Below are 25,833 nucleotides of genomic sequence, written 5' to 3'. Positions count from 1 at the left end.
GCTTGTCCGCACCGGCTGCCCTCTTGCGATAGTCGCCATTGCAGCACCCTCTTTGGACCGAGCCTGGTCCGTCGATGTGAATCGCCAGAGCGACGATAACGGGATGAAGCCTGTCACGACGCGCTTCGGCTGAGAGCGTAGACCATTCCAGCGCAGATGACGCAGGGTCAACGCAGATAGTCCTGAACCCACTTCACCCAACAATCAGCGCCAATCTTCACCAACGCATCATTGAAATCGTAGTGAGGGTTATGCACCGAGCAACCATGGAACTCGCCCGTGCCATTGCCCAGCATGAAGTAACAGCCAGGCCGCGCCTGCAACATGTAGGCAAAGTCTTCGGTGCCCATGACCTTCTTGGGCATCTTGTCCAGCAGCGCGCCGTCGGCGAACAACGGCCTCAGGCTGTCACGCAGCAACGCGCTTTCGTGATCGCTGTTGCACAAGGCGGGCGCCAGTTGGGTGAATTGCACATCGATCTCCACGCCATAGCTTTCTGCGTGCCCCTTGGCCAGGGCGTCAATGCGGCTGTTGATCTTCTGCTGGGTCTGGGCCGTGTCGGTGCGCACGCTCAGCAACATGCAGGCCTCGTCAGGGATGATGTTGTAGACGGTGCCGGCCTGGATCATGCCGATGCTGATCACGGCGTAGTCCTCGACGCTCAGATTGCGCGACTTGATGGTCTGGATGCCACTGATCAGGCTGTTCAACGCCATCACCGGGTCTACCGACAGTTCCGGCATCGCACCGTGCCCGCCTTTGCCGGTAATCCGAATGCTGACACGTTCGGAAGACGCCATGGTGGGCCCCGCCTGCACCACGCACGTGCCCACCGGCAGGCCGGGCATGTTATGCAGCGCATACACCGAGTCGCACGGGAAGCGCTCGAACAGGCCGTCGTCGATCATCGCCTTGGCCCCCGCCAGGCCTTCCTCGTCGGGCTGGAATATCACGTTCAACGTCCCGTTGAACTGGCGTGTAGCCGCCAGTTGCGCAGCGGCTGCCAGCAGGATCGCGGTATGCCCGTCATGGCCACAGGCATGCATGCGGCCAGGGATCTTGCTGGCATGCGCAAACGCATTCTTTTCGCCCATGGGCAGTGCGTCCATGTCTGCACGCAAACCGATGCTGCGCGGGCTGTCCCCCACTTTCAGCACGCCGACCACACCATGCCCACCCACGTTGCGATGCACTTCATAGCCCAAAGCTTGCAGCTTGTCGGCTACCAGGGCCGCCGTATCCGGCGTGTCGCCGCCAATTTCCGGCGCAGCGTGGATCTGCCGGCGCAGCATGACGAACTCATCCAGCTCGGCAGCTGAGCCCCGTGTTTGATTGCTCTGCAAAATACCCATATCACTCGCATCCTTTGTTTTCAGGGAAGTATCTGAGGCAGGCCAGGCTGACAACGCCGCCGGCCAGCAGGAAGTAGGCTGGCGCCAACGGCGTGCCCAGCGCTGCAATCAGCCATGTGGCCACCAATGGCGAGAAACCACCGAACAGGGTCACCCCCAGGCTGTAGCTGACCGAGGTGCCGAACGAGCGCCTGGCCTTCGGGAAGCCCTCCATGATCAGCGCGAAGAACGCACCGGCACCGATGCAGGTCGGCAAGATCAGGATCGCCACGCCCATCATGGCCAGGCCCATGTGCTGCACTTGCCCAAGCAGATAGAACACGGGCAGGGTCAACACCACCGGCGCGGCGACCGTCCACACCAGCAGGCGTTTTCTGAGCTGATACTTGTCGGCGAATTTGCCGGCCAACGGGCAGATGACGGCCATGCAACCGCTACTGATGCAGGCAATCGCCATCGCGCTGCCGGGTGGATAATGCAAGGCGGTGGTCAGGTAGGTCGGCATGTAGAACACGAACAGGTACATGCCAATGGTCGAGCTGGCCATCAGGCCGATGCCTTGGGCGATGCGTTTGAGCAGTTCGGCATCCAGCCCCTGCGCTGCCTTATTCGCCGGTGCGGCCTCGTGGGTTTCCGGCAACCGCGTGCGTATGTACCAACCGACCGGCCCGATCAGCAAGCCGAAGATGAACGGTATGCGCCATCCCCAGCTTTCCAGCGCGGAAGGGTCGAGCAACTGGCTGAGGGCCAGGCCAAAGCCGGCCCCCACCAAGGCGGCATAGCCTTGGCTGGCGGCCTGCCAGCTGACGCTCTGGCAGCGATTGCCGACCGCACTGGATTCCATCAGGAATACCGACGCGGTACCGACCTCCCCGCCTGCCGACATGCCCTGGATGAGCCGGCCGGTCACCAGCAGCAAGGTGGCGAAAATCCCGATCTGTGAATACGTGGGCGCAAAGGCAATCATCGCGGTGCCCAGGGTCATCAGCCCGATGGTCAGGCTCAAAGCGGCCTTGCGTCCATGCCGGTCAGCATAGCGACCGATGACCATCGCCCCGACCGGGCGCATCAGGAAACCGACGCCAAAGGTGGCCAGCGACATCAACAACGACGCCATGGCCGAGTCGGAGGGGAAGAAGTGCTTGCCGATCAGTACAGCGAAGAAGCTGTAGATCGTGAAGTCGTACATTTCGAGCGCATTGCCCAACGAGCAGGCGACCAAGGTTTTACGGGAGGACGATACCTGCGCGGCTGAGTGCGCACCTTTTTGCAGGCTCGGCGATGTGGGTAGCGGTCTGATCATTGTTGTCTCCGTTGGCAAATCGCGGCGTGCAGCGAATATCAGCCAATCGGGCACCCAATACACTTGCAGTTTCGGCATAGGGATAACCAATGAGCAATTTGCCGGCGCGATCGTTGGCCAAATTGCCCTGAGCTGGCGCACAGTCCGCCCTCGTTCCGCGCGCGGCCCCAATAACGCCCACAGATCAGCATCCGTAGCGCAGCGTTGGCGCGGGTACGAAGCCTGTCTAACGCGGATGCGCTCGCCAATCCACACGCCGCGCCAGCCCCTGATTAACCAAACGGCATGACCTGACCGAATAAGCAATCACGCTGCAACGTTCTGTTCACCGACGCTAAAGCCACCACATCACCGTGCTGGCCTGGAGTCGTGAATGAACACTCGCATTACGTCGTTGCTGTTGATGATCCAAGGGGCTTGCCTTGCTGCGCAGGCACAGGCAGAGGGTTTTCCGACGCTCGCGCGGATTGCGCCGGGTTTTGGTTATTACGGGCTGGATTACGGCTTCGATGACACGCTCAAGGTGTACGGCACCGTGGATGCATTCGCCAGCTATCACGACTCACAGCACCACTCGGGTTTCAGGCTGGCCGGTGGCGGCGCCTGGACCAACAAGCTCGGGCTGTACGCACGCAAGGCGCTTGACCCCGATACCGTGGTGGAGCTTGACGTCGAGGAGGGTTTCAACCTCAATGGCGAGGCCTTGGAGGGCACCTGGGATACCGTCGGCACCCTGCGCCTGGCGACAGTCGCCCTGCGCTCGCGCACCCTGGGCAAGCTCGAGTTCGGCAAGACCTACGGCATGGCCACACCCACATACGCCGACCCGTTCCTGGCCACCTATGGCTCGCCCTACACCTACCTGGCCCTGCCTGCCGCCGGCAAGGGCGCCTTTTACCTTGACCTGCGCCCCAAGCACACCCTGGCCTACACCAGCCCGACCTTCAGTGGCTTCAGCCTCGGTACCGCGCTGAGCTTTGGCTTCGACGATGCCGCCAGCGCTGGGCGCACCGTGCGTGGCGGTGGCGCCCGGCTGCAGTACCGCAACAGCCGGGTGATGTTGCTGGCCTCCTACAACCGTTACTACAGCGACCCATGGGACGACGGCGGCGCTTCACGCCAGACCGCCAACGATTTCAAGAGCCTGTCGGCGTTCTACGATTTCGGCCCGCTGGCCACCAGCCTCACCTGGCAACGTCAGGACGTGGACCAGGCCGGCACGCCCAGCACCACGCTGTACACCTTCGGCATGATGGCGCCGGTGGGCGAGCTGGACGTGCTGCGCCTGGCAGTGATGCAACGCCAGGTCAGCGCCCGCGACAAGGACGCGTGGGGAGTGATGATCGGCTATGACCACTTCATCAACCCCCGCTGGGCCCTTTATGGACGCCTTGGCATGATCGCCAACCAGCGCGCCTCGTCGGTCACCTACGCCGGCACCCCGGTGGATCAGGCGGGCGATAACCCAAGCAACGTCTCACTAGGCATGTACTACCACTTCTGACCCCACGGGGCGGGTCTGCTTGAGCACCTGCCCGCGCAAGCTGTGGAACAGCTCCTGGGCAGGCGCCGTGAGGCTGTGGCGGTCGATGCAGACCAGATTGATGGGGTAATCCGGAATCAACTCCTGCACCGCCATGGCGACGAACTCGCAATCGATACCGTAGGTAAACCCTTGGTCCACCGCCAGTTCGCTGATGGTCATCAACGATTCCGTGTTCTTCAACAGCTTCAGCGCCATCATCACTGAAGTGCATTCAACGGTGTTCTGTGGCACCCGAAGGCCGTTGGCCTCGAACAGTTGGTGAAACTGCGAAGCCTGGTCGGACAACTCGTCCAGGCTGATCCAGGGGGCGTATTGCAAGGTGCGCAGTGACTGGCTGAACTTCTGCCGATTCGAGGCGTGGCAAATCACCCTGCCCTTGATACTGCCCAGCGCCTCCCAGTCCAGGCTCAGCCGACTCAGCGGTTGCTGCGAAGTAATGGCAAAGTCCAGGCTGCCATCGCGCAAGCGCTGCAGGATCTGGCTGGGACGCAGGTCGGTGATGGTGATCTTCACCCGCGGGTACTTGCGCCGAAAGGCCAGGATACTTTCATCGACGCCATCGAGCATCGCCGTCAACGACGTCACCCCGATCGACACGGCGCCCAGCGCCGCATCCTGAATGCTCGCCGCTTCGATCTGCAGGCGGCGTATGCTCTCTACCACGAGGTTGGCATGGCGGATGACACGCTTGCCTTCCTCGGTAAGGGCCATGCCTTTGTGCGACCGCTGCAACAGGGTAAACCCCACCTCCCGCTCCAGCTCCTTGATCGAACGGCTCAGCGCGGGCTGAGTAATGTGCATGAGCTTGGAGGCTTCGAGGATGCTACCTGCGTTATGAATGGCGACCAGCGCCCTGAGTTGGTGAAGTTTCAACCGTTTGTACCTTGTTGTTAGCGGCCGGTTCGAAAAGAGTTCTGGCAGCCCTGACAGCCGTTGTCGGCAAGGCCTGAAAGGTATGGCTAGCGCAACACAGCCAGCAGGCTGGCCGCATCGCTGACCTCGAACTTGCCGGGGCTTTCAACCGCAATGTACTGGACTACCTGGTCGTCGACCAACATCGCATACCGCTGCGAGCGCCGCCCCAAACCGCGTGCCGAAAGGTCCTGGGTCAGCCCCAGCGCCTCGCTGAATTCGCCATTGCCATCGCCGATCATCTTGACCGCATCCCCGACCTGCATGCTGTTGCCCCAGGCGTTCATGACAAAGGCATCGTTCACCGAGACGCACAGGATTTCGTCAATGCCAGCCGCGAACAATGCAGGGGCCGCCGCGACATAACCGGGAACGTGACGTTCAGAGCACGTCGGCGTGAATGCGCCCGGCAACGCGAAGATCAGCACCTTCTTGTGCTTGCAACGCTCGCGAATGGAAAAGGCCATCGGGCCGATCGCGCAGGCGCCTGCGTCGCTGTTGTATTGATAAAGGGTAACGTCGGGCAGTTGATCGCCGGTTTTGATCATCGCTGTCTCCTGGGTGAGGTGAGGGCCAGGCGGCCATGATGCCGCAGTCGACCAGGCAACGCATCATGAGCAGGGCTAAAAAACCTGTGAAATAACTTCAATATCATTCATGCAGCGCCCCGCCTAGGATACGCCTCAATCAAACACATCAAGATTACGGTGTGAACGACTCAGCCTACGCAACTGACCAGCACTGAGTTGCTCACACTCAGGCAACTGGAAGCCGTCACCATGAATAAAGCGCCAACATTCACCGTCACGCGCATTGCGTTCGACGAACATTATCACCCCGCCGAAAACACCCGCATCACGACCAATTTCGCCAATTTGGCACGGGGTGCAAACCGCCAGCAAAACCTGCGCAATACCTTGACGATGATCAATAACCGTTTCAATGCGCTGGCGCACTGGGACAACCCCGAACATGATCGCTACCGCGTAGAGCTGGACATCATATCGGTGGAAATGAATATTGAAAATTCGCAGCACGGCCATGCACTGCCGCTGATAGAGATTTTGAAAACCCATATTGTCGACCGCCAAAACAATACGCGCCTCGAAGGCATGGTAGGCAACAACTTTTCTTCGTACGTGCGCGATTACGACTTCAGTGTGCTGTTACTGGAGCATAACAAGCATCGGTCGACCTTCAGCACACCTGATCATTTCGGCGAGCTGCATGGCAACCTGTTCAAATGCTTCGTCAACTCGCCAACCTACCAGGAGCATTTCAGCAAACCACCGGTTATCTGCCTGAGCGTATCGAGCAGCAGGACTTACCTGCGCACCGAAAATCAGCACCCTGTGCTAGGGGTTGAGTACCAGCAGGATGAATACTCCCTGACGGATGAATACTTCAAGAAAATGGGCTTGAAGGTGCGCTATTTCATGCCGCCGAACAGCGTCGCCCCGTTGGCGTTTTATTTTGCCGGCGACTTGCTGGCTGACTACACCGACCTTGAACTGATCAGCACCATCAGCACCATGGACACCTTTCAGAAAATCTACCGACCCGAGATCTACAACGCCAATTCTCCCGCAGGCAAGGCCTACCAGCCCAGCCTGCAAAACCAGGATTACTCGCTCACGCGCATTGTCTACGACCGGGAAGAGCGCAGCCGCCTGGCGATCGAGCAGGGCAAGTTTGCCGAGGAGCAATTTGTCAAACCCTACCAGGCCACGCTGGCGCAATGGTCCGCTCAATACGCACGTTGAACATTCAAAGCACAAGGTCACAGTTCATGAACACATTGCTACCCACCTCCACGGCCGGCAGCCTGCCTAAACCCGCCTGGCTTGCTCAACCCGAAACACTCTGGTCACCGTGGAAGTTGCAAGACGAGCAACTGATCGAAGGCAAACAGGATGCCTTGCGCCTGGCCTTGCAAGAACAACAACAGGCCGGTATCGACATCGTCAGTGACGGTGAACAAACCCGCCAGCACTTTGTCACCACATTTATCGAGCACCTCAGCGGCGTTGATTTCGAACAACGGAAAACCGTCAGAATCCGTGACCGCTACGATGCAAGCGTACCGACGGTTATGGGTGCTGTCGCTCGACAAAAGCCGGTGTTTGTCGAAGATGCCAAGTTCTTGCGCCAGCACACCACACAGCCGATAAAGTGGGCGCTGCCCGGCCCCATGACCATGATCGACACACTGTATGACAACCACTACAAAAGCCGCGAGAAACTGGCCTGGGAGTTCGCCAGGATTCTCAACCAGGAAGCCAGAGAACTGGAAGCCGCGGGCGTGGACATCATTCAGTTCGACGAACCGGCATTCAATGTTTTCTTTGACGATGTGAATGACTGGGGCGTGGCTACCCTGGAAAGGGCCATCGAGGGCCTCAAGTGCGAAACGGCCGTCCATATATGCTATGGCTATGGCATCAAAGCCAACACCGACTGGAAAAAGACCCTCGGTTCAGAATGGCGGCAATACGAACAGGCCTTCCCCAGACTGCAGCAGTCCAGCATCGATATCATTTCGCTGGAATGCCATAACTCGCATGTTCCGATGGACCTGCTCGAGCTGATTCGCGGCAAGAAAGTCATGGTCGGCGCCATCGATGTGGCCACCCATGCCATTGAAACACCCGAACAGGTCGCCGCCACCCTGCGCAAGGCACTGCAATTCGTCGATGCCGACAAGCTCTACCCTTGCACCAACTGCGGCATGGCGCCCCTGCCCCGCCAGGTAGCCAGCGGCAAGCTCAAGGCGTTGAGTGCAGGCGCAGCCATCGTCCGTCAGGAACTCGCTAACGCACGCTGAAATGAATGCAGCCACAGGACCTACCATGTTGCTTTCCGGTACGGCGATCGAGCCGTCGACTTTTCGCCAGGCACTCGGGCACTACGCCTCCGGCATCACGGTGATTACATCGCACCACGAAGGTGAGCCGATCGGCTTCACCTGCCAGTCGTTCTACAGCGTATCGATGAGCCCGCCGCTGGTGTCATTCAGTGTGATGTCCCGTTCGGCCAGCTACCCGAAAATTCGCCAGGCTGGCCGCTTCACGGTCAACATCCTGTCAGGTGAACAGGTCGGCATTTCCAACCAGTTTGCCCGGCGCGGCGCCAACAAGTGGCAGGGCGTCGAATGGCAAGCTTCGCCGTTGGGCAACCCGATCATTGCCGGCAGCCTGCATTGGCTTGATTGCGAAATTCACGCCGAACATGCCGCCGGGGACCACCTGATCGTGATTGGCGAAGTCAAAGCGTTGAACCTGCAGGCCACTGCTGCCACGCAGCCGCTGCTGTATTTCAAGGGGCAGTACTGCAACCTCGCCGCGCCTCACGCGGCTTGAGCCTCACCCCACTCACGGAAAACCCAGCAAAGGAATTGTCAGGATCACGCAGCAGTGAAGAAAACCCGCCATTACTGCGTTGATCCGCCATTTTACTCATGATCGATTTACGCCACCTGCGAACCCTCCACGCGCTGCGTGAAACCGACAGCCTGCACGAGGCCGCCGAGCGCCTGCACCTGACACAATCAGCCCTGTCGCACCAGTTCCGCGATATGGAAGAGCGCATCGGCATGCCACTGTTCGTGCGCAAATCCAGGCCGGTGCGCTTCACCAGCGCCGGGCTGAAGCTGCTGCAGCTGGCCGATCAGGTGCTGCCTCAGATCCGCAATACCGAACGGGACCTGGGCAAGCTGGCCGGGGGCTGCGCCGGACGGCTGCACATCGCCATCGAGTGCCACAGCTGCTACCAGTGGCTGATGCCTTCAGTGGATGAGTTTCGCGGCGCCTGGCCTGAGGTGGAACTGGACCTCGCCTCGGGCTTTTCCTTCGCGCCACTGCCAGCCCTGGAGCGCGGCGACCTGGACCTGGTGGTGACCTCCGACCCGGTGACACTGCCGGGTATCAGCTACGTGCCGTTGTTCAGCTACGAGGCACTGCTGGCCATCGACAACCACCACGCCATGCGCCACAAGCCGTACCTGGAGCCCGCCGATATCGCCAGCCAGACACTGATCACCTACCCGATCGAACGCACCCGTCTGGACATCTTCACCCGCTTCCTCGACCCCGCCGACGTCGAGCCCGCACAGGTACGTACTTCAGAACTGACCGTGATGATGATGCAACTGGTTGCTTCCGGGCGCGGCGTCTGCTGCCTGCCCAACTGGGCCGTGCACGAATACAGTTCGCGCGGCTATGTAACCGCCAAGCGCCTTGGCGAGCACGGCCTGCAGGCAAACCTCTATGCTGCGCTGCGCAGTGACATGCTGGAGGTGCCGTACGTGCGTGATTTTCTGCTCACGGCCAAGGACATCTCGTTCACCACGCTGGAAGGTGTCAGCGTGGCGTCAGGCCCGGTTCTCTGAAAGCCGGGCGTGCGTTTGCGAACCTCAGTGCCGGCGATGGCGCGCCATGCCCCTACCGCCAACGAATCAGCCAGCCTTCGCCAACTGCACTTGCAGAAACGCCATCAGTGCCCCCGCCACAGGTGACAAGCTGCGCCCTTTGCGGGTGAGCATGCCGATATGCCGTTCTACCCTGGGCTCCTCAAGGGGTACGAACGCCAGTTTGTCGTTCTCCTGCGGAAAAGCGAGGTACGGCAAGGTACTGATCCCTACCCCCTCCTCCAGCATGGCGATCAACGAAATCATGTTGGAAATGAACAGCCGGCTATCGGCCAGCAAACCCTCGGCCTCGGTACCCGCCAGCAATTGCGAGGTACCGTTGCGGATCATCGGCACGCCCAGCAACTGCGCCCAATGCAGCCGCCCGCCCGCCTGCGCCAGCGGGTGGTCGCTGCGGCACACCACGCCAACCTGATCATTCACGATGGGGGCGAATTCGAGCTGGTCATCGTCCACCCACAGGCTGCTGATGCCGAAATCCACCTGCCCTTGAGCGAGCAACTGCTGCACACGTTCGGCCGTGCCGTCCTGAATGCTGACCAGCACATTGGGGTGCGCGGCCACAAAGCGGGCCAGCGGCCCTGGCAGCATTCGGCTGGCCACAGAAGGCACGGTGGCGATGCTGACCTGGCCGATTTCATGCCGGGCAAACAGCATGGCTTCACGCGCAATACGGTCATGGTGCTCGATCAAGCCACGAAACAACGGGAGGCAATGCTCGCCATATGGCGTCAGCTCTACCCGGCCACCGCCCTTTTCGACCAGTGCCTGCCCCAGCTTCTGCTCCAGTTCACGCAGGGCCAGGGATATCGCAGGCTGGGTGCGAAAGGCCTGGCGGGCGGCCGCGTGGAAACTCTTGAGTTCGGCGACCAGTACGAAGTAACGCAACTGGGCGATTTTCAGCTCGGGCAACATGGTTAGCATTCCTTATCAAAGCATTTTTTTTATTAATTTTTATTTGCTGCATATTGCTCGCATGATGAATGCCATGCAAACGGAGGCGTTCATCCATGTCACACAAGACCTACAACAACTACATCGATGGCCAGTGGTGTGAAGGCCACGCCACTTTGGGCAACTACAGCCCCTCGGACACTGGCGACCTGATCGGCCAGTACCATCAGGCCAGCGCCGAACAGGCCCGCCAGGCCATCCAGGCCGCCCGCGCCGCTCAACCCCTGTGGGCCGCCAGTGGTCTGGAAAGCCGCCAGCAAGTGCTCATGGCCATCGGCGACGAGCTGATCGCCCGCAAGGAAGAGCTCGGCGAACTGCTGTCGCGAGAAGAAGGCAAACCCTTGGCCGAAGGCATCGGCGAGGTCAACCGCAGTGGCCAGTTCTTCCATTACTACGCCGCCGAAGTGCTGCGCCAGATGGGCGAGACTGCCGCCTCGGTGCGCCCTGGGGTCGACATCGAAGTGCATCGCGAACCGGTGGGTGTGGTAGGCATCATTACCCCCTGGAACTTCCCCATGGCCACCGCCGCCTGGAAAATCGCCCCGGCCCTGGCCTTCGGCAACGCCGTGGTGTTCAAGCCGGCCAACCTGGTGCCGGCCAGTGCCTGGGCGCTCACCGAAATCATCAGCCGTCAGGGCCTGCCCAGCGGCACCTTCAACCTGGTGATGGGCAGTGGTGCCGACGTCGGCGAGGCCCTGATCCAGTCCGCCGAGATTGATGCCCTGACGTTCACCGGTTCTCTGCAGACGGGCCGACGCGTAGCGGTGGCCACCGCCGGTAATCTGGTGCGCTGCCAGCTGGAAATGGGTAGCAAGAATGCCCTGGTGGTCATGGACGACGCCGACCTCGAACTGGCCGTGGAATGCGCGCTCAACGGGGCCTTCTTCGGCACCGGGCAGAAATGCACCGCTTCGTCACGGCTGATCGTCTGCGACGGCATCCACGACCGCTTCGTCGAGGCGCTGCGCCTGCGCATGCGCCAGCTCAAGGTCGGCCATGCACTGGAGGCTGGCGTCCAGATCGGCCCGGTAGCTGACGCACGCCAGCTGGAACAGAACCTGGCCTACCTGCAACTGGCCCAGGCCGAAGGCGCCACCCTGATAGAAGGCGGCGAGCGCCTGCAACTGGCCTGCGATGGCTACTACATGCGCCCTGCCTTGTTCATCAACAGCCGCAACGACATGCGCATCAACCGCGAGGAAGTGTTCGGCCCCATCGCCTGCGTGATCCGCGTGCGCGATTTTGAAGAGGCGCTGGCCACGCTCAACGATACCGAGTACGGCCTCACAGCCGGGATCATCACCCAGTCGCTGCGCCACGCCAGCCACTTCAAGCGCCGCGCCCAGACCGGCTGTGTGATGGTCAACCTGCCCACCGCCGGCACCGACTACCACGTGCCATTCGGGGGCCGTAAAGCCTCGAGTTTCGGCCCGCGGGAACAGGGGCAATACGCTCGCGACTTCTACACCGTGGTCAAGACCACCTACCTGCGGCCCTGAAGGAATACATGCCATGCACGACCTCTTGATGATCGACGGCCTGCAGTACTCCAACTGGAGCCAGGAAATATTCCAGCAGATGCAGGCCGGTGGCCTGAGCGCGGTGCACGCCACCATCGCCTACCACGAAAACGCCCGCGAAACCCTGTCGCGCCTGGGCGAGTGGAACCGCCGCTTCGAAACATGGCCCGAGCTTATCCGCCCGGTACGCACGGCCAGCGACATCCGCCTGGCCCACGAGGAGGGCCGGGTGGGCATCTTCTTCGGCTTCCAGAACTGCTCGCCGATCGAGGACGACATTGCCCTAGTAGAGGTTTTCCGCCAGCTCGGGGTGTTCGTCATGCAGCTGACCTACAACAACCAAAGCCTGCTGGCCAGCGGCTGCTATGAGCGCGAGGACAACGGCATCAGCCGCTTCGGCCGCCAGGTGATCGCCGAAATGAACCGCGTCGGCATGCTCATCGACATGTCTCACAGCGCCGAGCGAAGCACGCTTGAGGCCATCGAACTGTCGAGTCGACCCGTGATCATCTCCCACGCCAACCCTGCCAGCTTCCACGCCGCCAAGCGCAACAAATCCGATGCGGTGCTACGCGGGATCGCAGAGTCCGGCGGGCTGCTGGGCTTCAGCACCTATCCGTTCCACCTCAAGGGTGCCTCGGACTGTAGCCTGGAAAGTTTCTGCGACATGGTCGCGCGCACCGCCGACCTGATGGGTGTGGAGCATATCGGCATCGGCACCGACCTGTGCCAGGCGCAACCCTTGTCGGTGCTGGAATGGATGCGCAACGGCCGCTGGAGCAAGGACAAGGACTACGGCGAAGGCTCCAGGGACAACGCCAACTGGCCGGCGCCCTTGCAGTGGTTCCGCGACAGCCGCGACCTCCGCAACATCGCCCAGGGCCTGCGCGCCCGCGGCTTTGCCGAGCACGACGTGGGCAACATCATGGGGCTGAACTGGTTGCGCCTGCTGGAGACCGCCACCACGGCACAGGCCTGAACCCTTTGCACGGACAGCATCAACAATAAAAACAATCGCAGGTTCCGGAGGTTTCATGAAAAACCCAACCACCTTGCAGGCCGACGGCCAGGCCATGGGCCTGCCTATGGCACGCGATATCGACTGGCCGTTGTTCCTGATCAGCGGCGGATTCCTCGGCGCCTTCCTGCTGGCGGCGCTGATCGACATCGACACCGTGTCGGCGCTGGTCAATACCCTGTTCGCCTGGTCGACAAAGGCCTTTGGCCTCTATTGGCAAGTGCTGATGCTGGCAACCTTCGCCGTCAGCCTGTTCATCGGTTTTTCCAGGTGCGGGCGTGTACGCCTGGGCGGGGTCACCCAGCGCCCGGACATCAGCACCTTCAACTGGATCGCAGTGATCATGTGCGCCTTGCTGGCAGGTGGTGGCGCCTTCTGGGCCGCTGCCGAACCCTTGATGCACTTTGCCAGCCCACCGCCCTTCTTCGCCGGCCTGCAACCGCACAGCGAAGCGGCGGCCACCGCGGCACTGGCGCAATCGTTCGTGCACTGGGGCTTCCTGGCCTGGGCCGTGCTGGGTAGCCTGCTGGCGATCGTGCTGATGCACCTGCATTACGATAAAGGCCTTCCGCTGGCGCCGCGTACCCTGCTCTACCCCCTGTTCGGCAAGCGAGCGCTCAAGGGCCCGATCGGCACCTTGGCCGACGCTGCCTCGATCATCGCGGTAGTGGCCGGCACCATCGGTCCGATCGGTTTCCTTGGCCTGCAGATCAGCAGCGCCATGCACGCCGTGTGGGGGTTGCCCAACACTATCGTCACCCAGTCGCTGACCATCGTCCTGGTCACCGCGATGTACACTGTATCGTGCCTGGTGGGCCTCAAAGGCATCCGCTTTGTCAGCGAAATCAACGTCTGGTTGATGATCGGCCTGGCACTGTTCATGGTGGTATTCGGACCGACGCTGTTCATCCTCGGCGGTTTCCCGGCAGCCTTTGCCCTGCACGTGGAGCACTTCATCCCCCTGACAATGTTCCGCGCCGACCCCAAATGGCTGGACTGGTGGACGGTGTTCTATTGGGGCTGGTTCATCGGCTATGCGCCCATGGTGGCCCTGTATGTCGCGCGGATCTCGCGGGGCCGCACCATCCGCGAGATCATCATGACGCTGTCGATCATCGCACCGCTGGTGACCATGTTCTGGTTCACTGTGGTGGGCGGTACCGGGATCGGCCTGGAGCTGCAAACGCCAGGCAGCGTCACCGCCCATGGCGCCAAGCCTGAAGACCTGCTGCTGGGAGTGACGCAGAACCTGCCACTAGGTGGCCTTGTCAGCGCGCTGTTCCTGTTCCTAAGTTTCATCTCAGTGGCCACCAATGGCGACGCCATGGCCTTCACCGTGGCGCTGGCGATGTCCAGCGACGATAAACCGAAGAAGTGGTTGCGCGGTTTCTGGGCAATCGGCATGGGCCTGGCGGCGGTGGTGCTGATCACCATTGGCGCAGGCGGTGTGACGGCCCTGCAATCCTTCATTGTCATCACCGCGGTGCCGGTGTCGCTGGTGATCCTGCCAGCCCTGTGGGATGCCGTGCGCATCGCTCGACACATGGCCCGTGAACAAGGCGTCTGAACATGATCCATCCAGGTACAACAACAATGCCCAACAGCGTGCCTGCAATACCCGCGTTGCGCCCTGCCAGCCAAGTCATGGACCTGGCCCGGCTGGGTAGCCACTTCCAGAGCCCGCTAAGCTTCGTGCGCAGCAGCATGCGGCGGATGATGCAACAGCGCTGGCAAATCCGGCGCAGCTGTTTCGACCTCGATGGTCAAGGCTTCGGCACTGCGATCTACCGCATCGAAACGCCAAACGGCCATTACCACTGCGTGATCTTCTCGGCCTACCTGCCGCCGGAAAAGCGCAGCGATCGGGTCATCGCCGACCAGTGGGACGTCAGCTTCGTGCTGGTGGCCGGCGATGTCGACTCGGCACAACTGGCCGACCTGCAACGCAACGTGCCGCTGCAGGAAGCCGGCCGCTTCGATGCACGCGTGCTGGTGTTGTCGCGGGCCAACCGTAGCTTGCGCAATTTCGACCGGTTTCTGGCGGCGCTGGCAGAAGGTCGCCAGCCCGATCCACAGCAACTGGCTGAAGTCGGCTACCTGTATCGCACTACAGCTGTTTACGGTAACGGCAAGTTCGGCATCGCCGATTTTGGTTGCCTGCAAGATAACCCGGACTTCAACCAGCCGTTCAGCGCGCAGATGTTCACCGTCTACCTGCTGCGTCACTTCAGCATCGAGCAGATCAACCACATGGCCCAGGCACTCGCCCCGCAGCGGGCAGTGCAACTGGCCCCGGCCCTTCAACGCTACCTGGGGGTCGGCAACGCGACCGGGCTGGGAATGGCCCCTTTTCTGATCAACCACCCTCAACTGGTGGAGCACTGGATCAGTACGCGGGAAACGGCCCTGGCCCTGGTGCTGGCGCAGCCGGCGGAGCCCGCCCCGTTGGCGCGCCTGCAGCAATTGCTGGCGCGCGCCCAGTTGCACCTGAGCCAGTCCCGGACCGAAGACCAGCGCCAGCATGAGCAGAACCTGCAAACCTTGGCCGAGCTTGCTTTACTGGCCACCTGGCTTGGCACGCAAGCCGACGGCGCGGGCCTTTGGCCGCGCCTGCTGGCCTGGGCGCAATTACACACGGGGGTGGGCTGCCAGGAGCTTCTGGTCAGCCTGCTGCTGGAGCTGTACCCCGAGCAGGTCACGCCCCTGGCCGAGCACATGGGGGTCAACGAAAGCTGGCAGCTGGACGCCCAGATGCCCCTTGGGCAACTGCGCCAGCTCATCGAGCAGCAGTATGGCTGGGCGTTGCGCTACGACTTCAGTGCTGCCGATGCGGAGCACTTCTTCTGGTACCGCTCAGCTGAAAAAGAAGAGCCGCGCCTGGGCATTCGCGCAGAGGAGCCAGGAGCCGAAAAAGAAATGCAGCTGGGTATCGCCCGCAATATCCAGCAGTGCCATGGCGCGCTGCTGGAGCACCTGCAACTGCAGCCTCAGGCGCTGACCGCTCACTTCCTGATCGCCCAACCGATGTTCAAGGGCGCGGTACGCCGCCTGCAAGGCATGGCAAAAACGAACTACGGTGAAATCCGTGCCAACCTGCTGGCCCGGGACATGCTGCCGATTCACCTGCTGCGCTGCAAACTGGCATTTTTCGGCGCGGGGAAATTCGACCCCAAGTCAAGCCGCTGGGTGCGTATCACGCTGTTCCAGGGCGCGCCGCTGGTCAGCGACATCGGTCAGCCGTTCGCAGACGACTGGAATTTCGCAGTCATGCCGCAAAGGGAGTTTTGACCATGCGCGTATCGCTTAACGAAATACAGGTGATGTGCCGCAAGGCATTCGAAGGCATGGGCTTCGCCCCGGGCGACTGCGAGGATGCCGCCGAACTCGTGGGCTGGTTGCAACTGCAGGGGCTCGATGGCGTCGGTGCACTGGAAAAGGCGTTGCGTTATCTGCAAGCCGAAGCTGCACGGCCATACGCCTTGTGCCATGAGGATAACGCCCTGCTGGTGATCGACGCCAAGGGCCAGAGCGTGTTGCGCTGCGCCGCCACGGTGGTGGAACTGGCGGCAGCCAAGGCCATGCGCTGTGGTCAGGCTGAACTGCGCATACGCCACTGCCACAACCGTTTGCTGTTGCTGGGCTACCTGAGCCGGGCAGCGGTGCAGGGGCTGCACGTGCAAGCCCGCTGGGAGGACGCCCGCCAATGCCACCTGGCCGATTTTACCGCCAGCATGCCGCGCCCGGAACTGAGCAGTGAAACCCGGCCCCAGGCCATTGAAGCGGCCGCGCAGGACGTAACGGTGCTGTTCACCCGAGCAGGCCAGACCGCCCAAGCGATAAGCGACCCGCAGCGCACACTGCAGCAAGGTTTTACAGTCAACGAACATACCTGGCAAAGGCTCAGGCAGCTGGCCGAACACATCCTTGTCGAGAGCACCGATGCCTCACGCCGCCACGGTGCAGGCGGCGGCAGCGACGCCGACTGAACACCCTTGCCACTGAGGAAACAACCCATGAAGCATGCGATAAAGACCGAGCTGTTCGCCTCCAGGGCGCCATTGGAATGGGCGGTCGTCGGCAACGGTACGTTGTACACTGCGCAGATCCCAATCGATACGCAGGGCCAGGTGGTTGCCGGCGGCATCGAGGCCCAGGCCCGCCAGACACTGGACAACCTGCGCCACACCCTGGAAGCCGCTGGCAGCTCGCTGGATGCCGTGACCCAGGTGCTGATCTACGTGACCGACCGCCGTTATCTGGCAACTGTAAATGCCGTGTACGCCGAGTATTTCCAGGCACCCTACCCCAACCGCGCGGCCGTAGTGGTGGCTGGCCTCGCCCGGGAAGAAATGCTGGTGGAACTGGTGGTCTACGCCTGCCTCTGACGCCCTGAAGGCGCCCGTCTCACGATATTCAGCGTTCGCGCAATCGAGTGCCGCCCGCGCGGCGCTCGATGCATGCCCCCTCCGCCCCACGTCATGCACCCGGAATACTCCCTTTTTCTCCCGCCAGGCACCGGCCTGCGCCCCATTTCGGTTCAAAACCCGCGCCCGGGTCAATAGCGCCCTTTTTTGATGCGCCGGCCCTTGCGGCCAGGCAGCTCACATCGGTTGTGCCCCTCACATTTCCCGCCCCCCAGAGCCGCCTGGCGTGTTCGGCACTTTTATTGCACAGACTGGTTGTACTCAACGCACAGGCAATCTACCGAAACCGAGGTTAACGCGAGACACAGCTCCCACTTACCCCAGCAAGGCAGCACCCTGAAAGACGCAGATGAACCGCAATGAAGCTGCCGGCAACGGCGGCAAGGAGTGGGTATGTCCCGGGCTTTTTTCAATGAAATGTACGAAGCGGACGGCAACTGCCGCCCGCATTATCAGGAGTTCGCCCGCTGGCTGGCCAACACCCCGCTGGAGTTGCTGGAACAGCGCCGGCGCGAGGCCGACCTGCTGTTTCACCGCGCAGGCATCACCTTCACCTTGTATGGCGACAAGCAGGATACCGAGCGCCTGATCCCCTTCGATATCATCCCGCGCAGCATCCGCGCCAGCGAATGGCGCACGGTCGAGCGTGGCTGCATTCAACGGGTACAGGCGCTGAACCTGTTCCTGGAGGACATCTACCACGACCAACGCATTCTCAAGGCCGGCATCATCCCGCCAGAGCAAGTGCTGGCCAACGAGGGCTACCAGATCGCCATGCAGGGCCTGGACCTTCACCGTGGGCTGTATGCGCATATTGCCGGTGTCGACCTGGTACGTGACGGCGATGGCAACTACTTCGTGCTGGAAGACAACCTGCGCACCCCCAGCGGCGTCAGCTACATGCTCGAAGACCGCAAGATGATGATGCGCCTGTTCCCCGAACTGTTTGCCGCCCAGCGCATCGCGCCCATCGATCACTACCCCAACCTGCTGCTGGACACGCTCAAGAGCGCCAGCCCACTGGACAACCCCACCGCGGTGCTGCTCACGCCCGGCCGTTTCAACAGCGCCTATTTCGAGCATGCCTTCCTGGCCCGGGAAATGGGCATCGAGCTGGTCGAAGGCGCCGACCTGTTCGTGCGTGATGAGCATGTCTACATGCGCACCACTGCCGGCCCCCAACAGGTGGACGTGATCTATCGTCGCCTGGACGACGACTACCTCGACCCGCTGTCCTTCAACCCTGACTCGATGCTGGGCGTACCGGGGCTGATCTCGGTTTACCGCGCCGGCAATGTGGTACTGGCCAACGCCGTCGGCACTGGCGTGGCCGATGACAAATCCATCTACCCCTTCGTCGACGACATGATCCGCTTTTACCTGAGCGAAGAACCAATCCTGAACAACGTGCCGACCTGGCAGTGCCGCAAGCCGGCGGATCTGTCCCATGTACTGGCCCACCTGCCCGAACTGGTGGTCAAGGAAACCCAGGGCTCCGGCGGCTATGGCATGTTGGTCGGGCCCGCCTCGACCAAAGCCCAGATCGAGGACTTCCGCGCGCGCATCAAAGCCCGCCCGCACGCCTATATCGCTCAACCGACGCTGTGCCTGTCAACCTGCCCGACCTTCGTCGACAGCGGCATCGCACCGCGTCACATCGACCTGCGCCCGTTCGTGCTGTCGGGCAGTGAAACCCGCCTGGTGCCCGGTGGCCTGACGCGCGTGGCGCTCAAGGAAGGCTCGCTGGTGGTCAACTCGTCGCAAGGCGGCGGTACCAAGGACACCTGGGTGGTGGAGGACTGAGCCATGCTTTCGCGAACCGCTTCCGACCTGTACTGGATGTCCCGCTACCTGGAGCGTGCAGAAAACCTTGCACGCATGCTCGAGGTCAGCTACTCGCTATCGCTGATGCCCCAGGCCGGGCGCAGCGACGGCCATGCCGAACTGGCAATGTCGCTGATGGCCTCGGGCATGCTGGATGACTACCTGCGTCGCCACAAGGAACTCGACACCGAGCGCATGCTGCACTTCTTCGCCCTCGACGCCACCAACCCCAGCAGCATCTACTGCTGCCTGCAGGCCGCCAGGACCAATGCCCATGCAGTGCGCGGCCGTATCACCGCCGACATGTGGGAGAACATCAACGCCACCTGGATCGAAATGCGCAACATCGCCAGCAATGGCCTGGGTCGCTATGGCATCAGCCAGTTCTGCGACTGGGTCAAGGAACGATCACACCTGTTCCGCGGTGCGACCTCCGGCACCATCATGCGCAACGATGCCTACAGCTTCATTCGCCTGGGGACCTTCCTGGAGCGGGCAGACAATACCCTGCGCCTGCTCGATTCACGCTATGAAATGTTCGGCGAGGCCTCCGAAGAGGTCAGCGACGACTCCGCCCGCGGTTATTACCAATGGAGCGCCCTGCTGCGCGCGCTGACCTCGTACGAAGCCTTCAACGAGCTCTATCGCGCCGCACCCAGCGCCCGGCCGGTGTCCGAGTTGCTGCTGTTGCGGGTGGACGTGCCGCGCTCGCTGCATGCCTGCATCGAGGAACTGGACCTGATCCTGGCAGGCCTGCCGGGCAGTACCGGGCGTGCCGCCCAGCGCATGGCCGCCGAACTGAACGCGCGCCTGCGCTACACCGCAATCGACGAAATCCTTGATGCAGGGTTGCACCCCTGGCTGAGCGACTTCATCGGCCGCATCAACCAACTGGGCCAGGCCGTCCATCACTCCTACCTGGAGGTTGTATGAAACTGTCCATTCGCCACGACACGACCTATAGCTATGCCAGCGACGTGTGCAACAGTATCCAGTTCCTGCGCCTGACGCCGCGCAGCAGCGAACGCCAGCGTATCAATCAATGGCAACTGGACCTGCCCTGCAAGGTCAAGGGCCAGATCGACCCTTACGGCAACATTCTGCATGTGCTGACGCTGGACAAACCCCATGGCCACCTGGCGCTTACCGCACACGGCCAGGTCGAGATCGACCCGGATTGCGAACACGAAACCGAGAGCCAGTCGCCCCTGCCGTTCCTGCGCGGCAGCCACCTGACGCAGGCCGACGACACCCTGACTGCTTTCGCCGCCCGGCAATGTGGCAGTCACCGCGACCGGGCAGCACTGATCGGGCTGATGCAAGGCCTGGCCGAGCACATGCCCTACAGCCCTGGGGCCACGTCAGTGGGCACCACGGCCATCGAAGCCTTCAACGGTGGCGCAGGTGTGTGTCAGGACCACACGCACGCGTTCCTGGCCTGCGCACGCAGCCTGGGGGTACCGGCACGCTATGTGTCCGGCTACCTGTGCACCGAGGACGAACAACACCTGGCCAGCCACGCCTGGGCCGAAGCCTGGGTCGACGATGCCTGGTACAGCTTCGACATTACCAACCGCCTGACCCGGCCAGAGCGTCACCTGAAGCTGGCGGTGGGCCTGGACTACCTTGATGCCTGCCCGGTCAGGGGCGTACGCCGCGGCGGCGGCGCCGAATCGATGCAGGCCAGCGTTCACGTGCATCGCCAGTGACAGACTGGCTTCAGACCGGTCTTGCCGCGCGAGTGCGGCAAGACCCTTCCACACGCAACACAAGGGAAACCGCATGACTTACTGTGTCGCCATGCACCTGGAGGACGGGCTTGTCTTCATCAGCGACTCACGCACCAATGCCGGCATCGACCAGATCTCCACGTTCACCAAGTTGTTCGTCTTCAGCGTCCCGGGCGAGCGGCTGATCGTGCTGCAGACCGCCGGCAATCTGGCGACCTCGCAGTCGGTGGTAAACCTGCTGCAGCAACACACCCAGGGCAACGCCCCCCACCTGCTGAACGTTGCCACGCTCTACGATGCAACGGTGCTGGTCGCCGACACCCTGCGCGAGGTGGTCAAAAGAGACCGCAGCAAGCTCACGGCCGATATCGACCTTAGCAGTTCATTCATTGTCGGCGGCCAGATAGCCGGCGGCCCCATGGCCATCTACAACGTGTATGCACAAGGCAATTTCTTCCAGGCCACACCGGACACCCCGTTTCTGCAGCTGGGTGAAAGCAAGTACGGCAGGCCAATACTCGACCGCAACCTGGATTACCGCACGCCGCTTGATGAAGCGCTGCGCTGCGGCCTGATTTCGTTCGACTCCACCATCCGCAGCAACCTGTCGGTGGGCATGCCGCTGGACTTGCTGGTGTACCGCAATAACAGCCTGGAAAGCATGACGCGCAAGCGCATTACCAGCGACGATGCCTATTATCAACAGATTCGCAGGCAGTGGAGCGACGGTTTGAAAACCCTGCTGGCCGAACTGCCAGCGCCGCCTTATGGCTGCAGCGTGCAGGCAAACGCGTAACCGCGAGCGCCGCTTCGCGGCGCCGTTGCAGTGCCTCAGGCCATCAGCAAGGAATGCCCACCCGCGGCCACACAGGTGCTGGCGTCGCTTTGGCCATTTTGCGTTTTCGCGCCCACTGGGTCAGTGCGGCCATCAGGGCAAAGCCAAGCAGGATCATCACCGGATAGGCCAACAGCAACTCGGTCAACGAATACTTCCAGGCCAGTGGCCGACCGACGCCCAGCATCGCTGCATATAACCAGGAAACACCTGACAGTGCACCAGAAAACAACGCAAACATCCGTACGCCTATATTCAGGTCAAGCAAAGAACCGGCCTTGAGCAAGGCAGGTAATACATAACGATGCAACAACATGCCATTGAAGGTCAGGAGCAAGACAATAATGACCTTGGCGTGAAGTTTGGGATTGGCAAAATAACTCATGCCTTTTTCAAGGTAATCGATACCAATAACCGCGGCACCGGTAAGCCACAGGAATATCAAGGCATTGGCAACGGACGCCTGCAATCGGGCCATGTGCTTACCGTCATGGCTGGCCTGTTGATGCCCCTTCAACAAGTCCCTGACCATCTCGGCATCACTGGTAAATACCAGGCCGATGGCGATACAACAGGCCAGTAAATGAACATAAATGACCGACAACCGCACCAGCTCCATGGATTCTTTCTGCCCGAACAGGCTAATAATTGTATTAAACTCCACGTCGAATTCTCCACGTAATGCATTAGCGCTAGATGGCCTTGCAACAAGCATGCGTACGACTTGATCGCACCGGGAAGACCAAATTCATATCGTTAATTGAAACAGCAAAGGGTTACTCAATTGCACACAGTGGCTCAACCGTTGAGCCTCGGTTGGACATGGCGTTACTCCATTGTCAGAGGTAAAAAGCCCCGTGTGCATCCCTGCGATTCAAATCAAGTTGAACGTCCAGTACGTTCTGGGGAGAGGTGCGAAGTGTGGTACTTGAAGAACACATTCGCTGGCAAATAGGAACGACCCACTGGCAAATCGTTCATTTCTTGAGCAAAAGCACCGACCAGCGGTATTTAAAGCCGTATTAGTTAGTTTACTAACTTCTTGCAAGTTGACCGAATGGTAAGTTTCAAAGGCCAGTGGATCCAAACTTCGCGACAGGCCATTTAAGTGCTCTATTTCGCCGAGTGGTGAACGAGTACCCTATCAATGCACCAGGAGCAACTGGCTCAATACCGCCCGCAGTTTCCCGGGTTTCACAGGTTTGTTCAGTAGCGGCGCCCCTAGCTTCTGCAAGCCCCGCCGGCACTGATCGCTGCGGTCTGCGGTAATGATCACTGCCGGTATGGCAGTCGCAAAATGCTCACGCAGGTACCTCACCACCTCGCACCCCACTACGCCATGGTCCAGGTGGTAGTCGGCCAGGATCAGTTCCGGGGCTCGCCCCTGCAACGCCAGCAAGGCGCCCTCCCGGTCGGTAGCCGTGACCACTTCGCACCCCCACTGCCCCAACAGCGCGCCCATGCTCTCGAGTATGCTCACTTCGTTGTCCAGTACCAGCAGGCGGCGGCCCGGCAGCGGATCACCGACGCTGGGCAGCGGCACAGCCTGGTGAACAGCCAGCGGCACTTCTTTGCCAAGAGGTACCTCGATGCTGAACACCGAGCCACGCCCCAGCCACGACCGCACTTCGATCCGGTAACCGAGTATCTTGGCGATCCGCTCGACGATGGCCAGCCCGAGGCCAACGCCCTTGCGATCCGCTGCACGCCCCACATCCAGCTGGTTGAACTCGAGGAATATGTCCTGCAGCCGGTCCTGCGCAATGCCCCGTCCGGTATCCCACACCTCCAGCCGCAAATGGCCGCCGCGGCGCCTTGCCCCGAGCAGGATCCGCCCCTCCTCGGTATACCGGCAAGCGTTGCTGAGGAAGTTGCGCAGGATGCGTGTGAGCAACCGCAGGTCAGTGCTGATGGCGTAGTCGGCTATGCGTGCATGCAGCTTCAGGCCCGCCGCCTCGGCCACCGGGCTGAACTCCGAGACCAGCGGCGCGAACAGCTCGTCCAGGCGGTACACGGCCACATCCGGCTTTACCGCCGCCTGGTCGAGCCGGGAAATGTCCAGCAAGTCGGTCAGCAGGTCTTCCGCGCCCTCCAGGGCCTGGTGGGTACGCTCCACCAGCACATGCTCGGCCTCTGGCAATGGCCGCTCGCGCAAGGTCGAAATCAGCAAGCGGGCAGCGTTCAACGGTTGCAGCAGGTCATGGCTGGCGGCGGCGAGGTATTTGTCCTTGCTGCGGTTGGCGGCTTCGGCGGCATCACGCGCCTCCAGCAATTCATCGGTACGCGCAGCAACCCGTTGCTCCAGTTCGTCATTGAGTTGTTGCAGGCGCTGCTGGGCCAGCTTGCGTTCGGTAATGTCGGCGACAAACCCCTCCACCAGCCCTTCATGGCCGGGTTTGAGCAGCAGGTTCATCAGCACATCGAGATGGCTGCCGTCCTTGCGCCGCAGACGGGTTTCGTAGCCGTGCAGGCTGTGCTCACGGGCGAGCACCGCGGTAATGGCCTGCAACTCCTCGGCACCGCCATCAAACAGGTTGGCGGCCAGGTCAGTCAGGGAAAACAGCACCGCTTGCGGGTCGTCATAGCCGAGCATGCGCGCCAGCGCCGGGTTGGCGGCACGCATGCCGTCCTGAAGGCTGGCCTGGAAAATACCGTGCACGGCGTTTTCGAACAGCCATTTGTAACGGTTGCGTTCGGCTTCCAGTTCGTCCAGGCGGGCGGACAGCTCCGGGTAATGGCTTTTACGCGCCGAGTGGTCACCCAGCCCCAGCAGCCCGGCCAACGCCCGCTGCTGCTCGTCAGAGGGCCTCGCCATAGACCACCTCGACATCACGCTGGCTGGACGCACGGGGGTTGGTGAGGATGCACGGGTCGTCCATCGCGTGTTGCGACAGGAACGGGATATCAGACGTGCGCACCCCGTGCAGGCCCAGGGTTTCATGGAAGCCGATGGCACGCTTCAGGGCAATCAGGTGCTCCACCAGCCGCCCGCAGATCTGCCGGTGATTGAGACCGCGGCAGTCGATACCAAACACCTCGGCGATCACCTTGAAACGCTCCGGCGCCGAGCTGTAGTTGAACGCCACCACGTGCTCCACCAGCACCGCGTTGCACAAGCCATGGGGCAAGTCGAGGAAGCCGCCCAGGCTGTGCGACATGGCGTGCACTGCGCCCAGGATCGCATTGGAGAACGCCAGCCCCGCCTGCATGCTGCCGAGCATGATCTTCTCGCGCAGCGCAATATCAGTAGGGTTGGCGATCATCTCCACCAGGTTGCCATTGATCAGGCGCATGGCTTCCAGCGCATGGGGGTCGGTCAGCGGCCCGTGGCCGGTAGACACGAAGGCCTCGATGGCATGCACCAACGCATCGATGCCGGTGCAGGCCGACAGGAACGGGTCCATGCTCAGGGTGGTCTGCGGGTCGATCAGCGACACGTCCGGCACCACCGCCTTGCTGACGATGGAGAACTTCATGCGCTCCTGCTGGTTGGAAATGATCACGAACTGCGACACGTCCGCCGAGGTGCCGGCGGTGGTGGGGATCAGGATCAGCGGCGGGCTGGGCACGCGGATCATGTCCACGCCTTCGAATTCGAGGATGCTGCGCCCATGGGCCACCACGATACCGATGGCCTTGCCGCAATCCATCGGGCTGCCGCCACCGACGGCGACGATCACGTCACAGTGGTTCTGCCGATAGATCTCGGCGCCGAGCATCACCTCCTCGACCCGCGGGTTGGGTGACACCGCTGTGTACAGGCAGTAGTCGATACCCTGGGCCTGCAGGCTGGCCTCCACATCCGCCACCCAGCCGGCCGCTATCACGCCAGGGTCGCTGACCACCAGTACCTTGCGCGCACCGAAGGTTTTGGCGTAATTGGCCACATTGTGCCGGCAGCCGGCACCAAAGATGATTTCAGGCGATACGAACTTGCGAAGGGGGCTGAAACTCTGGCTCATCGGTAAGCCTGTTCTTATTGTTCTGGA

The 25,833-nt window shown here is 61.5% G+C and carries 23 protein-coding genes; 15 read left to right on the top strand and 8 right to left on the bottom strand.

Annotated elements, in window-relative coordinates; genetic code table 11:
* Nucleotides 1-167: 167 nt before the first annotated feature.
* Nucleotides 168-1,352, bottom strand: coding sequence for a M20 aminoacylase family protein (locus ACF8O8_RS10980; protein WP_392509674.1), 1,185 nt, complete (start codon nucleotides 1,350-1,352; stop codon nucleotides 168-170).
* Between the two features lies 1 nt (nucleotide 1,353).
* Entirely contained in the window at nucleotides 1,354-2,655 is a 1,302-nt protein-coding gene (locus ACF8O8_RS10975) for an MFS transporter (RefSeq protein ID WP_049586256.1), read from the bottom strand.
* Between the two features lie 373 nt (nucleotides 2,656-3,028).
* Here ACF8O8_RS10975 and ACF8O8_RS10970 point away from each other — a divergent pair, with 373 nt between their 5' ends.
* Nucleotides 3,029-4,159, top strand: a complete 1,131-nt coding sequence (locus ACF8O8_RS10970; protein WP_010953618.1) for a porin — start codon at nucleotides 3,029-3,031, stop codon at nucleotides 4,157-4,159.
* Here the strand turns inward: ACF8O8_RS10970 and ACF8O8_RS10965 are convergent.
* Nucleotides 4,136-5,074: a LysR family transcriptional regulator gene (locus ACF8O8_RS10965; protein WP_010953617.1), complete on the bottom strand. Its 939-nt coding sequence runs from the start codon at nucleotides 5,072-5,074 to the stop codon at nucleotides 4,136-4,138. The genes ACF8O8_RS10970 and ACF8O8_RS10965 overlap by 24 nt on opposite strands.
* 86 nt (nucleotides 5,075-5,160) lie before the next feature.
* The gene (locus ACF8O8_RS10960; RefSeq protein ID WP_012052751.1) at nucleotides 5,161-5,661 is read right to left on the bottom strand and encodes a peroxiredoxin; all 501 of its coding nucleotides are present in this window, start codon (nucleotides 5,659-5,661) and stop codon (nucleotides 5,161-5,163) included.
* A 231-nt stretch (nucleotides 5,662-5,892) separates the two neighbouring features.
* Between ACF8O8_RS10960 and ACF8O8_RS10955 the strand changes: the two genes are divergently transcribed.
* The 4 genes from ACF8O8_RS10955 to ACF8O8_RS10940 all read left to right on the top strand — a co-directional run bounded on the left by ACF8O8_RS10955 (nucleotide 5,893) and on the right by ACF8O8_RS10940 (nucleotide 9,500).
* On the top strand, nucleotides 5,893-6,876 hold the full coding sequence (locus ACF8O8_RS10955) for a DUF1852 domain-containing protein (RefSeq protein WP_392509673.1): 984 nt from the start codon (nucleotides 5,893-5,895) through the stop codon (nucleotides 6,874-6,876).
* Nucleotides 6,877-6,902: 26 nt separating this feature from the next.
* Nucleotides 6,903-7,937, top strand: a complete 1,035-nt coding sequence (locus ACF8O8_RS10950; protein ID WP_392509672.1) for a methionine synthase — start codon at nucleotides 6,903-6,905, stop codon at nucleotides 7,935-7,937.
* A gap of 25 nt (nucleotides 7,938-7,962) precedes the next feature.
* On the top strand, nucleotides 7,963-8,472 hold the full coding sequence (locus ACF8O8_RS10945) for a flavin reductase family protein (RefSeq protein ID WP_004576490.1): 510 nt from the start codon (nucleotides 7,963-7,965) through the stop codon (nucleotides 8,470-8,472).
* Nucleotides 8,473-8,570: 98 nt separating this feature from the next.
* The gene (locus ACF8O8_RS10940) at nucleotides 8,571-9,500 is read left to right on the top strand and encodes a LysR family transcriptional regulator (protein WP_392509671.1); all 930 of its coding nucleotides are present in this window, start codon (nucleotides 8,571-8,573) and stop codon (nucleotides 9,498-9,500) included.
* A gap of 66 nt (nucleotides 9,501-9,566) precedes the next feature.
* On the opposite strand, the gene ACF8O8_RS10935 is transcribed toward ACF8O8_RS10940, so the two are convergent.
* Nucleotides 9,567-10,454 carry a LysR substrate-binding domain-containing protein gene (locus ACF8O8_RS10935; protein ID WP_392509670.1) on the bottom strand — a complete coding sequence of 296 codons (888 nt, stop codon included), beginning with the start codon at nucleotides 10,452-10,454 and terminating at the stop codon, nucleotides 9,567-9,569.
* Nucleotides 10,455-10,549: 95 nt separating this feature from the next.
* Here ACF8O8_RS10935 and ACF8O8_RS10930 point away from each other — a divergent pair, with 95 nt between their 5' ends.
* The 10 genes from ACF8O8_RS10930 (at nucleotide 10,550) to ACF8O8_RS10885 (ending at nucleotide 21,805) form a co-directional block, all read left to right on the top strand.
* On the top strand, nucleotides 10,550-11,992 hold the full coding sequence (locus ACF8O8_RS10930) for an aldehyde dehydrogenase family protein (RefSeq protein ID WP_010953610.1): 1,443 nt from the start codon (nucleotides 10,550-10,552) through the stop codon (nucleotides 11,990-11,992).
* Between the two features lie 13 nt (nucleotides 11,993-12,005).
* On the top strand, nucleotides 12,006-12,992 hold the full coding sequence (locus ACF8O8_RS10925; protein WP_392509669.1) for a dipeptidase: 987 nt from the start codon (nucleotides 12,006-12,008) through the stop codon (nucleotides 12,990-12,992).
* 55 nt (nucleotides 12,993-13,047) lie between these two features.
* Nucleotides 13,048-14,598, top strand: a complete 1,551-nt coding sequence (locus ACF8O8_RS10920; protein WP_350297708.1) for a BCCT family transporter — start codon at nucleotides 13,048-13,050, stop codon at nucleotides 14,596-14,598.
* Nucleotides 14,599-14,624: 26 nt separating this feature from the next.
* Entirely contained in the window at nucleotides 14,625-16,319 is a 1,695-nt protein-coding gene (locus tag ACF8O8_RS10915; RefSeq protein WP_392509668.1) for a hypothetical protein, read from the top strand.
* A gap of 2 nt (nucleotides 16,320-16,321) precedes the next feature.
* Nucleotides 16,322-17,017 carry a DUF3726 domain-containing protein gene (locus tag ACF8O8_RS10910; protein ID WP_392509667.1) on the top strand — a complete coding sequence of 232 codons (696 nt, stop codon included), beginning with the start codon at nucleotides 16,322-16,324 and terminating at the stop codon, nucleotides 17,015-17,017.
* Between the two features lie 27 nt (nucleotides 17,018-17,044).
* Entirely contained in the window at nucleotides 17,045-17,416 is a 372-nt protein-coding gene (locus ACF8O8_RS10905; RefSeq protein WP_003254071.1) for a RidA family protein, read from the top strand.
* Between the two features lie 432 nt (nucleotides 17,417-17,848).
* Nucleotides 17,849-19,258 carry a circularly permuted type 2 ATP-grasp protein gene (locus ACF8O8_RS10900; protein WP_392509666.1) on the top strand — a complete coding sequence of 470 codons (1,410 nt, stop codon included), beginning with the start codon at nucleotides 17,849-17,851 and terminating at the stop codon, nucleotides 19,256-19,258.
* Between the two features lie 3 nt (nucleotides 19,259-19,261).
* Nucleotides 19,262-20,212, top strand: coding sequence for an alpha-E domain-containing protein (locus tag ACF8O8_RS10895; protein WP_003254074.1), 951 nt, complete (start codon nucleotides 19,262-19,264; stop codon nucleotides 20,210-20,212).
* Nucleotides 20,209-20,988, top strand: a complete 780-nt coding sequence (locus ACF8O8_RS10890) for a transglutaminase family protein (RefSeq protein WP_010953604.1) — start codon at nucleotides 20,209-20,211, stop codon at nucleotides 20,986-20,988. Before ACF8O8_RS10895 ends, ACF8O8_RS10890 begins: the two co-directional genes overlap by 4 nt.
* Before the next feature lie 73 nt (nucleotides 20,989-21,061).
* Nucleotides 21,062-21,805 (top strand): peptidase, encoded by a 744-nt coding sequence (locus ACF8O8_RS10885; RefSeq protein WP_392509665.1) that lies wholly within the window; start codon nucleotides 21,062-21,064, stop codon nucleotides 21,803-21,805.
* A gap of 43 nt (nucleotides 21,806-21,848) precedes the next feature.
* Here the strand turns inward: ACF8O8_RS10885 and ACF8O8_RS10880 are convergent, their stop codons facing one another.
* The 3 genes from ACF8O8_RS10880 to ercA all read right to left on the bottom strand — a co-directional run bounded on the left by ACF8O8_RS10880 (nucleotide 21,849) and on the right by ercA (nucleotide 25,806).
* Nucleotides 21,849-22,463 carry a hypothetical protein gene (locus ACF8O8_RS10880; protein WP_392509719.1) on the bottom strand — a complete coding sequence of 205 codons (615 nt, stop codon included), beginning with the start codon at nucleotides 22,461-22,463 and terminating at the stop codon, nucleotides 21,849-21,851.
* Between the two features lie 525 nt (nucleotides 22,464-22,988).
* Complete coding sequence (locus ACF8O8_RS10875) at nucleotides 22,989-24,659, bottom strand: NahK/ErcS family hybrid sensor histidine kinase/response regulator (protein WP_049586268.1); 1,671 nt, start codon at nucleotides 24,657-24,659, stop codon at nucleotides 22,989-22,991.
* A complete protein-coding gene (gene ercA / locus ACF8O8_RS10870; protein WP_004576476.1) occupies nucleotides 24,643-25,806 on the bottom strand; it encodes an alcohol dehydrogenase-like regulatory protein ErcA in 1,164 nt (387 codons plus the stop codon). Before ercA ends, ACF8O8_RS10875 begins: the two co-directional genes overlap by 17 nt.
* Nucleotides 25,807-25,833: the final 27 nt, after the last annotated feature.

Origin of the sequence: Pseudomonas sp. TYF_14 (assembly GCF_043105275.1) — a bacterium.
GTDB lineage: Bacteria > Pseudomonadota > Gammaproteobacteria > Pseudomonadales > Pseudomonadaceae > Aquipseudomonas > Aquipseudomonas alloputida.
The sequence above is the reverse complement of the archived record's forward strand: the minus strand, read 5'-3'. Positions and strand labels throughout refer to the sequence as shown.

Excerpts from the sequence above, each read along its gene's own strand:
- ACF8O8_RS10980 (WP_392509674.1), bottom strand. The coding sequence starts at position 1,352 with ATGGGTATTTTGCAGAGCAATCAAACACGGGGCTCAGCTGCCGAGCTG.
- ACF8O8_RS10975 (WP_049586256.1), bottom strand. The coding sequence starts at position 2,655 with ATGATCAGACCGCTACCCACATCGCCGAGCCTGCAAAAAGGTGCGCAC.
- ACF8O8_RS10970 (WP_010953618.1), top strand. The coding sequence starts at position 3,029 with ATGAACACTCGCATTACGTCGTTGCTGTTGATGATCCAAGGGGCTTGC.
- ACF8O8_RS10960 (WP_012052751.1), bottom strand. The coding sequence starts at position 5,661 with ATGATCAAAACCGGCGATCAACTGCCCGACGTTACCCTTTATCAATAC.
- ACF8O8_RS10955 (WP_392509673.1), top strand. The coding sequence starts at position 5,893 with ATGAATAAAGCGCCAACATTCACCGTCACGCGCATTGCGTTCGACGAA.
- ACF8O8_RS10950 (WP_392509672.1), top strand. The coding sequence starts at position 6,903 with ATGAACACATTGCTACCCACCTCCACGGCCGGCAGCCTGCCTAAACCC.
- ACF8O8_RS10945 (WP_004576490.1), top strand. The coding sequence starts at position 7,963 with ATGTTGCTTTCCGGTACGGCGATCGAGCCGTCGACTTTTCGCCAGGCA.
- ACF8O8_RS10940 (WP_392509671.1), top strand. The coding sequence starts at position 8,571 with ATGATCGATTTACGCCACCTGCGAACCCTCCACGCGCTGCGTGAAACC.
- ACF8O8_RS10935 (WP_392509670.1), bottom strand. The coding sequence starts at position 10,454 with ATGTTGCCCGAGCTGAAAATCGCCCAGTTGCGTTACTTCGTACTGGTC.
- ACF8O8_RS10930 (WP_010953610.1), top strand. The coding sequence starts at position 10,550 with ATGTCACACAAGACCTACAACAACTACATCGATGGCCAGTGGTGTGAA.
- ACF8O8_RS10925 (WP_392509669.1), top strand. The coding sequence starts at position 12,006 with ATGCACGACCTCTTGATGATCGACGGCCTGCAGTACTCCAACTGGAGC.
- ACF8O8_RS10920 (WP_350297708.1), top strand. The coding sequence starts at position 13,048 with ATGAAAAACCCAACCACCTTGCAGGCCGACGGCCAGGCCATGGGCCTG.
- ACF8O8_RS10915 (WP_392509668.1), top strand. The coding sequence starts at position 14,625 with ATGCCCAACAGCGTGCCTGCAATACCCGCGTTGCGCCCTGCCAGCCAA.
- ACF8O8_RS10910 (WP_392509667.1), top strand. The coding sequence starts at position 16,322 with ATGCGCGTATCGCTTAACGAAATACAGGTGATGTGCCGCAAGGCATTC.
- ACF8O8_RS10905 (WP_003254071.1), top strand. The coding sequence starts at position 17,045 with ATGAAGCATGCGATAAAGACCGAGCTGTTCGCCTCCAGGGCGCCATTG.
- ACF8O8_RS10900 (WP_392509666.1), top strand. The coding sequence starts at position 17,849 with ATGTCCCGGGCTTTTTTCAATGAAATGTACGAAGCGGACGGCAACTGC.
- ACF8O8_RS10895 (WP_003254074.1), top strand. The coding sequence starts at position 19,262 with ATGCTTTCGCGAACCGCTTCCGACCTGTACTGGATGTCCCGCTACCTG.
- ACF8O8_RS10890 (WP_010953604.1), top strand. The coding sequence starts at position 20,209 with ATGAAACTGTCCATTCGCCACGACACGACCTATAGCTATGCCAGCGAC.
- ACF8O8_RS10885 (WP_392509665.1), top strand. The coding sequence starts at position 21,062 with ATGACTTACTGTGTCGCCATGCACCTGGAGGACGGGCTTGTCTTCATC.
- ACF8O8_RS10880 (WP_392509719.1), bottom strand. The coding sequence starts at position 22,463 with ATGGAGCTGGTGCGGTTGTCGGTCATTTATGTTCATTTACTGGCCTGT.
- ACF8O8_RS10875 (WP_049586268.1), bottom strand. The coding sequence starts at position 24,659 with ATGGCGAGGCCCTCTGACGAGCAGCAGCGGGCGTTGGCCGGGCTGCTG.
- ercA (WP_004576476.1), bottom strand. The coding sequence starts at position 25,806 with ATGAGCCAGAGTTTCAGCCCCCTTCGCAAGTTCGTATCGCCTGAAATC.